Origin of the sequence: Pseudomonas sp. IT-P171, assembly GCF_949767765.1 — a bacterium.
In the GTDB taxonomy this organism is placed as follows: Bacteria; Pseudomonadota; Gammaproteobacteria; order Pseudomonadales; family Pseudomonadaceae; genus Aquipseudomonas; species Aquipseudomonas fluorescens_B.
In genome coordinates this window covers 1-387 of sequence record NZ_CATKQN010000037.1, presented here as the reverse complement: position 1 = coordinate 387, position 387 = coordinate 1, and the positions used below count along the sequence as shown (strand labels likewise).

Here is a 387-nt window from a genome sequence, read left to right as displayed (position 1 = left end):
CGGATCAGGCTAAGGTAAAATTTGTGAGTTTAATCGCGAATTTTCGGCGAATGTCGTCTTCACAGTATAACCAGATTGCTTGGGGTTATATGGTCAAGTGAAGAAGCGCATACGGTGGATGCCTTGGCAGTCAGAGGCGATGAAAGACGTGGTAGCCTGCGAAAAGCTTCGGGGAGTCGGCAAACAGACTTTGATCCGGAGATGTCTGAATGGGGGAACCCACCTAACATAAGTTAGGTATCTTAAGCTGAATACATAGGCTTAAGAAGCGAACCAGGGGAACTGAAACATCTAAGTACCCTGAGGAAAAGAAATCAACCGAGATTCCCTTAGTAGTGGCGAGCGAACGGGGACTAGCCCTTAAGTGGCTTTGAGATTAGCGGAACG

1 rRNA gene is annotated in these 387 nt (G+C 47.5%); it reads left to right on the top strand.

The features are described from left to right. Nucleotides 1–91: 91 nt before the first annotated feature. Nucleotides 92–387, top strand: a 23S ribosomal RNA gene (locus ACM6I5_RS19830); the annotation flags it as partial.